This window comes from Gordonia sp. i37 (assembly GCF_002043085.1).
Classification (GTDB): Bacteria; Actinomycetota; Actinomycetes; order Mycobacteriales; family Mycobacteriaceae; genus Gordonia; species Gordonia polyisoprenivorans.
The window spans coordinates 1-6,386 of record NZ_MVPX01000263.1; the positions used below are offsets into that span (position 1 = coordinate 1).

6 protein-coding genes are annotated in these 6,386 nt (G+C 66.0%); 2 read left to right on the forward strand and 4 right to left on the reverse strand.

Annotated elements, in window-relative coordinates; translation table 11 throughout:
* The 3 genes from B1964_RS12670 to aztD form a co-directional block, all read right to left on the reverse strand.
* A partial coding sequence (locus B1964_RS12670) for a twin-arginine translocation signal domain-containing protein (RefSeq protein WP_139765717.1) occupies nt 1-333 on the reverse strand: 333 nt, incomplete at its 3' end.
* A gap of 36 nt (nt 334-369) precedes the next feature.
* Nucleotides 370-1,275 carry a dephospho-CoA kinase gene (coaE, locus tag B1964_RS12675; protein ID WP_216354244.1) on the reverse strand — a complete coding sequence of 302 codons (906 nt, stop codon included), beginning with the start codon at nt 1,273-1,275 and terminating at the stop codon, nt 370-372.
* 53 nt (nt 1,276-1,328) lie between these two features.
* Nucleotides 1,329-2,567, reverse strand: coding sequence for a zinc metallochaperone AztD (aztD, locus tag B1964_RS12680; protein WP_079930010.1), 1,239 nt, complete (start codon nt 2,565-2,567; stop codon nt 1,329-1,331).
* 158 nt (nt 2,568-2,725) lie between these two features.
* Here aztD and B1964_RS12685 point away from each other — a divergent pair, with 158 nt between their 5' ends.
* Together B1964_RS12685 and B1964_RS12690 are read left to right on the forward strand one after the other, a co-directional pair.
* A complete protein-coding gene (locus B1964_RS12685) occupies nt 2,726-3,373 on the forward strand; it encodes a hypothetical protein (protein WP_079930011.1) in 648 nt (215 codons plus the stop codon).
* Nucleotides 3,370-4,773 carry a hypothetical protein gene (locus B1964_RS12690; RefSeq protein WP_079930012.1) on the forward strand — a complete coding sequence of 468 codons (1,404 nt, stop codon included), beginning with the start codon at nt 3,370-3,372 and terminating at the stop codon, nt 4,771-4,773. Before B1964_RS12685 ends, B1964_RS12690 begins: the two co-directional genes overlap by 4 nt.
* 87 nt (nt 4,774-4,860) lie before the next feature.
* Here the strand turns inward: B1964_RS12690 and rpsA are convergent, their stop codons facing one another.
* On the reverse strand, nt 4,861-6,336 hold the full coding sequence (rpsA, locus tag B1964_RS12695) for a 30S ribosomal protein S1 (RefSeq protein ID WP_079930013.1): 1,476 nt from the start codon (nt 6,334-6,336) through the stop codon (nt 4,861-4,863).
* Nucleotides 6,337-6,386: the final 50 nt, after the last annotated feature.

Genomic DNA, 6,386 nt, shown 5'->3' on the forward strand with positions numbered 1-6,386 from the left:
GCCGTCGGCACCGAACAGGGCGACGAGCCCGCCTGCGCGAGTCCATCCGGTGACCGTCAGCGACGCGGAGTCCCTGGCCCCGGACTCGGTGACGCCGTGCGTGTCCGCCGCCGGTTTCTCCGCGTGCCGAACGATCATCACCAGCGGTGCGCCGGGCGAGGTCGATGGCGTCGATCTCGCCGTCGCGGCGGCGGTCACCTCGCTGCCCGACGTGTCGGGTGTCGTGGCGCAGCCCGCGATCGCCGCGGCGCCTGCGCCGAGGCCGACCGCAGCGAGTAGCCCACGTCGCGAAACCGGCATACCCGGCGACTGGGATCGGTTGTCGCGCAACATTGTTGCGAGACTACGCCGACCGGTCGAGGATTCCGTTCAGCCGGCCGTTCGGATACCCACCGTCGCGGGCCGACCGGGGTCGGCAGATCCGAACCGACCGTCTCCGATCGGTGCGAATCCCCCCGGCGGAAGCGCGTCGGCGAGTGCGCCCGACGCGTCGGCGTCGCGCGCAGTGATCGCGAACCCCGGATCGGCGCCGCCGCTTGCCGCAGCATCGATCGCCGTGGCGTTCGCGCCCGCCAACGCCCACAACCGTTGAGTGATGCGCGTGGGCAGTGTCGAGGAGTTGGGTTCGGCCGCAATGAGTTCGGCGTCCATCACGGCCGGAGTACGGGTACGCACATTGGTCTCGAACGGCACGAGTCGGCGCTCCCACACCTGCACCGAGGAGGCCGCGAGCGCGTCCGGGCTGCCCGAATTGTCGAGCCAGACGTCGGCGACCGCCCGGCGCTGGTCGTCGTCGGCTTGGGCGGCGATGCGTGCACGAGCGTCGGATTCCGGCATTCCGCGCAGCTCGACGAGCCGACGCACTCGTTCCTCGGCGTCGGCGTGCACGATGATCACCAGATGGAAGAACGGGGCCATGTTGCCCTCGACCAGCAATGGGATGTCCTGGATCACGATCGCGTCGTCGGGCGCGGCCTCCAGCAGCTCCTGGGTGCGCGCCCCGACGAGCGGGTGGGTGATCGAATTCAGGGTGGAGCGACTCTCGTCGTCGACGAACGCCTTCGCCGCGAGCGCGGGGCGGTCCAGCGACCCGTCACCGGCCAGGATGTCCTCGCCGAACGCCTCGACGAGCTGCGCGAGGCCCGGAGTGCCCGGTTCGACGACTTCCCGGGCGATCTTGTCGGCGTCGATGTGAAAACCGCCGCGCTCGATGAACGTCTTGGCCACTGTCGATTTCCCGGCCCCGATGCCGCCGGTCAGCCCCACTCGGATCACGGTCCCAGTGTGGCAAACGCGCCCACGGGGCCGTGATCCGGACCACCTCACCGTCAGCCGGTAACGCCGGTCAGCTCGATCGTCTGTGCCGGAAGGGTCGCCTTGTTCGCCACCTTCGCTGTGGACAGGTCAACGGCATACAGGGTTTTCGTCGCGGGGTCGCTGACGTAGGCCCGGTCACCCTGGATGAACAGATTCGGCATCGGCGACTGCCACTCGTCGGGTTCGGACCAGGCCGCGATGACCGGGATGCTCGCCGTCTCGGTGGCCGACACGGGCTCGTAGACGTGCAGTGCGCCGTCCGTACCGAGGATCACCGCCTGCCCGTTGGGGCCGCGCTCGATCGACCGGAAGCTATAGCTGGCCGGGAAGTCCACGAGCCGCAGGGTTCCGGTCCGAGTATCGGTGAGGGTGAAACGATTCGGGCGTTCGAGCTCGGCGTCCTTGTCGGTCTTGTAGTCGCCGAGCACGATCGGGGACTCGGCCGCGCCGGCCTGGTTGCCGATGCGGCCGTACGGATCAGGACTCGACACCTTCTGGATCTCGTTGCCGCGCACGATGAGTATGCCGTCCTGGCAGCCGAAGGTGAGTACTCCCCCGGCGGCCTCGGCCTCACCGTGAATGCCCGGGCATTGATCGTTGCGGGCGATCTCGTTGCGGGACTTGTCCAGGATCGCGATGCCCGAGCGGGTGTCCTCGTTGCCGACGGTGACCACCAGGGTGCCGTCGCCGCGCGACACCGCGACCCCGTGATGCGGCTCGGGTGTGCGGTAGGTCGTCGACGCGGCATTCCCTTGTGCCAGTTCGACGGGTTCGACGATGTTCACCTCGCCGGTACCGTCGGAAAAAAGGGTGAGGCGGTCCTCGAAGGACACGACGTGACCGGGTTCGGCACCGCCGAATCGCATGTCGGTGAGTACCGGCGATGTCGTGTAGTGATGGCCGTGGTCGCCGTGCTTGCGGGTCCAGGTTCCCATGTCGAGAACGCGGAACCCGTCGGACTCGCTGATGAAGACATTGCGGCCATTGTCGGCGCTGTTGAGTCGGGTGAACCCCTCGACGGGGAAATCCCCGACCTGCTTCAAGGTCTCGGCGTCGTAGACCAGCACACCGCCGTCGTAGCTCAGTGCGAGTCTCGGTGTGGCACTGCCTTGTTCGACCGGCGATCCCGACGCCGCACTGCTCGTCGCCGAGGTGTCACCGCCGCCATCAGAAGCACACGCGACGAGCGTTGCGGTCACCGCCGTGAGCGCGGCCACGGAAAATGTCAGTTTTGTCCGTTGTATGAGCACGCCGCACAGCTAAGCCGTTGATGACAATTATTGTCAAAATGCCATACACGAATACGTTGGCGAGCGCGTCGGCGCATTCCACGAACGTAGAGACATATTTAATATATTGTTCCAACAGATTCGAGGCCACCGGCCATCGTCCGGGAGAGGAGGCTGCGATGCTGTGTTGCCTGGTGATGGTGATCGTGCTGGGAGCCGGCTCACGCTTCATGCCGTGGCGCGCCGTCCGAGACGACGGCGGCTTCGCGCCGACTGCGGTGCGCAGCACCCCAGACGACACCGATCTCGCGGCCCTTGTCGACGCCCTCTGCGAGCGGCCGCCCAGGGCCGGCCCCGCACTGCTTGGTCGCCCCGCGCTGCACAGTCGCCCCACACTCCACACTGCGGTCCCGTCGGTGATGCAAGCGATCGCGACGGGCGTGGCCGCTTCGCTGCCCGTGACCGTGGCGCTCATGGCCAGTGGATTCGCCCGCACCAGCGCACCCGGCTGGGTGTGGCTGATCCACTGCTCGGGTGTGGCAATGCTCACCGTCGCCGTCATGGGTGCAGCGGCGTTCGTCGGTCTCCGGTGGCCGCAGCGCATCCGTGGGGTCGGGGCGCTCGGTGTCATGGCGATCGGGATCGCGGGCGCATTGTTGACCGTCGTCGAAATCGACACCCGTCTGGTCGACCTGTATCAACTCCGCTCGACAACCGTGCACCTCGTCATCACTTCAATCCTGTTGGGAGTCCTCATGTCCGGGTTCATCGCAGTACTCGCCGCAGCGTCGGTCATGCGCGCACGCACGCCGGTCGGGTCGGCGTGAGCACGAGCATCGCGCCGGTCGCGGTCACCGAGTCGTCCGCCGACGATCTCGCGTCGCTGCGGTACCTGCTCGATCTCGCGCTCCAGCCGATAGACGATTTCACCGGCTTCACCCGGCTCGAGCAGATCGGCGGCAGCGCGCTGCGCTACCAACTCAGTTATGCCGGGTACGCGTTGTCGATGGCGCAGTACACGCGCACACCGGCATTCGGCGGCTATCTCGCGGAGGCGCAGGCCAATCTCATTCGTAAGATGTGCGACAAACGCGTATGGGGGTACTGGGCCACCGAGCAACTGGCGGGATACCTTCGATGGAATCCCGATCCCATGACCTTCGGCAACGTGATGTACACGGGCTTCTTCGCCGCGATGCTCGCGCTCTACGAAAGCCTCAACGGCACCGGAGAATTCGACGATCCGGGAAGCCTGGAACTGCGGTGGAGCACCGAGAAGTCGTTTCACTATGGTTACGCCCCGATCGCCGAGGCCATCGCGCGCAACATGCGGCAGAGTCGTCAGACGTTGTATCCGTGTGAGCCGCACCTGATCTACCCGATGTGCAACGCCGTCGCGATGGTGGGACTGTGTGCCTACGACCGGCTCCACCACCGCGATCTCGCCGGCGATCTGCCTGAAAAGATGCGGCAATCGTTGTTCGACAACAAGTTCCGGCGTCGCGACGGACGCTTTGTCTTCGGACGCGGGCCGCTCGGCCTGGTCTTCCCACCGATGATCGCCAACGACGCCGTGATGACCTACTGGCTCAACGCCTTGACGCCGGATCTCGCGCACGACACCTGGGACACACTGCGTCGGACACGCATTCGCGACCGCTCGACGCGCATCGGACTGCGGACAACGCCCGTCGACCACCTCGACGTCGGGTCCTATCGGCCCGGTGATGGATGGGCGTGGGCAAATCTGCTCATCGCCGCGCACGAGATGGGAGACACCGAGGTCGCCGACACGATCACCGAGAAGATCGCCGCCGACATCGGGCTCGATCACTCTCCGCACGGCGCGCACAAACTCCACGGCGTCTCGACATGGGTCAACTGCGCCCATGTGCTGGGACGCATGACCAGACCCGACGGCATGCGGGACCTCGCCTCCGGCGAGATCGCCGACACCTGGCGCCACGGCCCTCACCTCGATTCGGCCGGCTATCCGGATGTTCTGGTCGCCAAGGCGCTCACCGACGGCACGACACTCCAACTCGTGCTGCGGCCCGGAGCCGGTCCGACCCGAACTGCGCTGCGACTCTCGAGACTCCGACCGAGCGCGACGTACGCGTTGCGCGGTGCGATTTCCGACGAGGTCACCGCAGACCACGACGGTCGGGCGATCATCGAGGTCGACCTGTCGGCGCGGCTGGAGGTGCAGGTCCGCCCGCACGTCTGAACCCGGCCACGATCAGGTGGACATACCAACGAGTGCGGCCCCTTCCGTTGTCGGAAGAGGCCGCACTCGTTTGTTCAGATCAGGCGATCAGGCGTTGCCCGACAGCTTCTCGCGAAGCGCCGCGAGCTGCTCGTCGCTGGCCAGCGATCCGCCGCCCGACGAAGAGGTCGACGAGGACGAGGTCGACGAGCTGCTACGGCTCTCCGACGCCGACGAGTAGTCCGTCGGGGCCTTCTCGGCCTCGGCCGCGGCAGCGGCGAACTTCTCGATCTGCGCGGTGTGCATCTTGTGACGACGCTCCGCCTCGGCGTAGCGCGCCTCCCAGGCCTCACGCTGCTTCTCGAAACCCTCGAGCCATTCGTTGGTCTCGGGATCGAAGCCCTCGGGGAAGATGTAGTTGCCCTGCTCGTCGTAGCTGTCGGCCATGCCGTACTTCGACGGGTCGAACTCCTCGGTGTAGTCCTCGTTGGCCTGCTTGAGGCTCAGCGAGATCCGGCGACGCTCCAGGTCGATGTCGATGACCTTGACCATCGCGTCGTCGCCGACGGCGACAACCTGGTCCGGAACCTCGACGTGACGCTCGGCGAGCTCCGAGATGTGCACCAGGCCCTCGATGCCCTCGTCGACGCGGACGAACGCACCGAACGGCACCAGCTTGGTGACCTTGCCCGGGACGATCTGACCGATCGCGTGGGTGCGGGCGAACTGGCGCCACGGGTCTTCCTGAGTGGCCTTGAGCGACAGCGACACCCGCTCGCGGTCCAGATCGACGTCGAGAACCTCGACGGTGACCTCATCACCCACGGTGACGACCTCGGACGGATGATCGATGTGCTTCCAGGACAGCTCGGAGACGTGAACCAGACCGTCGACGCCGCCGAGATCGACGAACGCACCGAAGTTGACGATCGAGGACACGACGCCCTTGCGGACCTGGCCCTTCTGCAGCTGGTGCAGGAATTCGCTGCGCACCTCGGACTGGGTCTGCTCCAGCCAGGCGCGACGCGAGAGCACCACGTTGTTGCGGTTCTTGTCGAGCTCGATGATCTTGGCCTCGATCTCCTTGCCGATGTACGGCTGCAGATCGCGGACGCGGCGCATCTCCACCAGCGATGCCGGGAGGAAGCCACGCAGACCGATGTCGAGGATCAGGCCGCCCTTGACGACCTCGATGACGGTGCCCTTGACGGCCTCGTCCTTCTCCTTGAGCTCCTCGATCGTGCCCCACGCGCGCTCGTACTGCGCACGCTTCTTGGACAGGATCAGCCGGCCTTCTTTGTCCTCCTTGGTGAGGACGAGTGCTTCAACCTCGTCACCGACGTTGACGACCTCATTGGGGTCCACGTCGTGCTTGATCGAGAGTTCGCGTGAGGGGATCACGCCTTCGGTCTTGTAACCGATGTCGAGCAGAACCTCGTCGCGGTCGACCTTGACGATGGTGCCCTCGACGATGTCGCCATCGTTGAAGTACTTGATCGTGGAGTCGATGGCGGCGAGAAAGTCCTCAGCCGAGCCGATGTCGTTGACGGCTACTTGCGGCGAGGGGATGGTGGAGGACGGCATATTGGTGAGTTGCTCCGGACAGATATGTAGTAGGTACAGTTTGGTCGTGC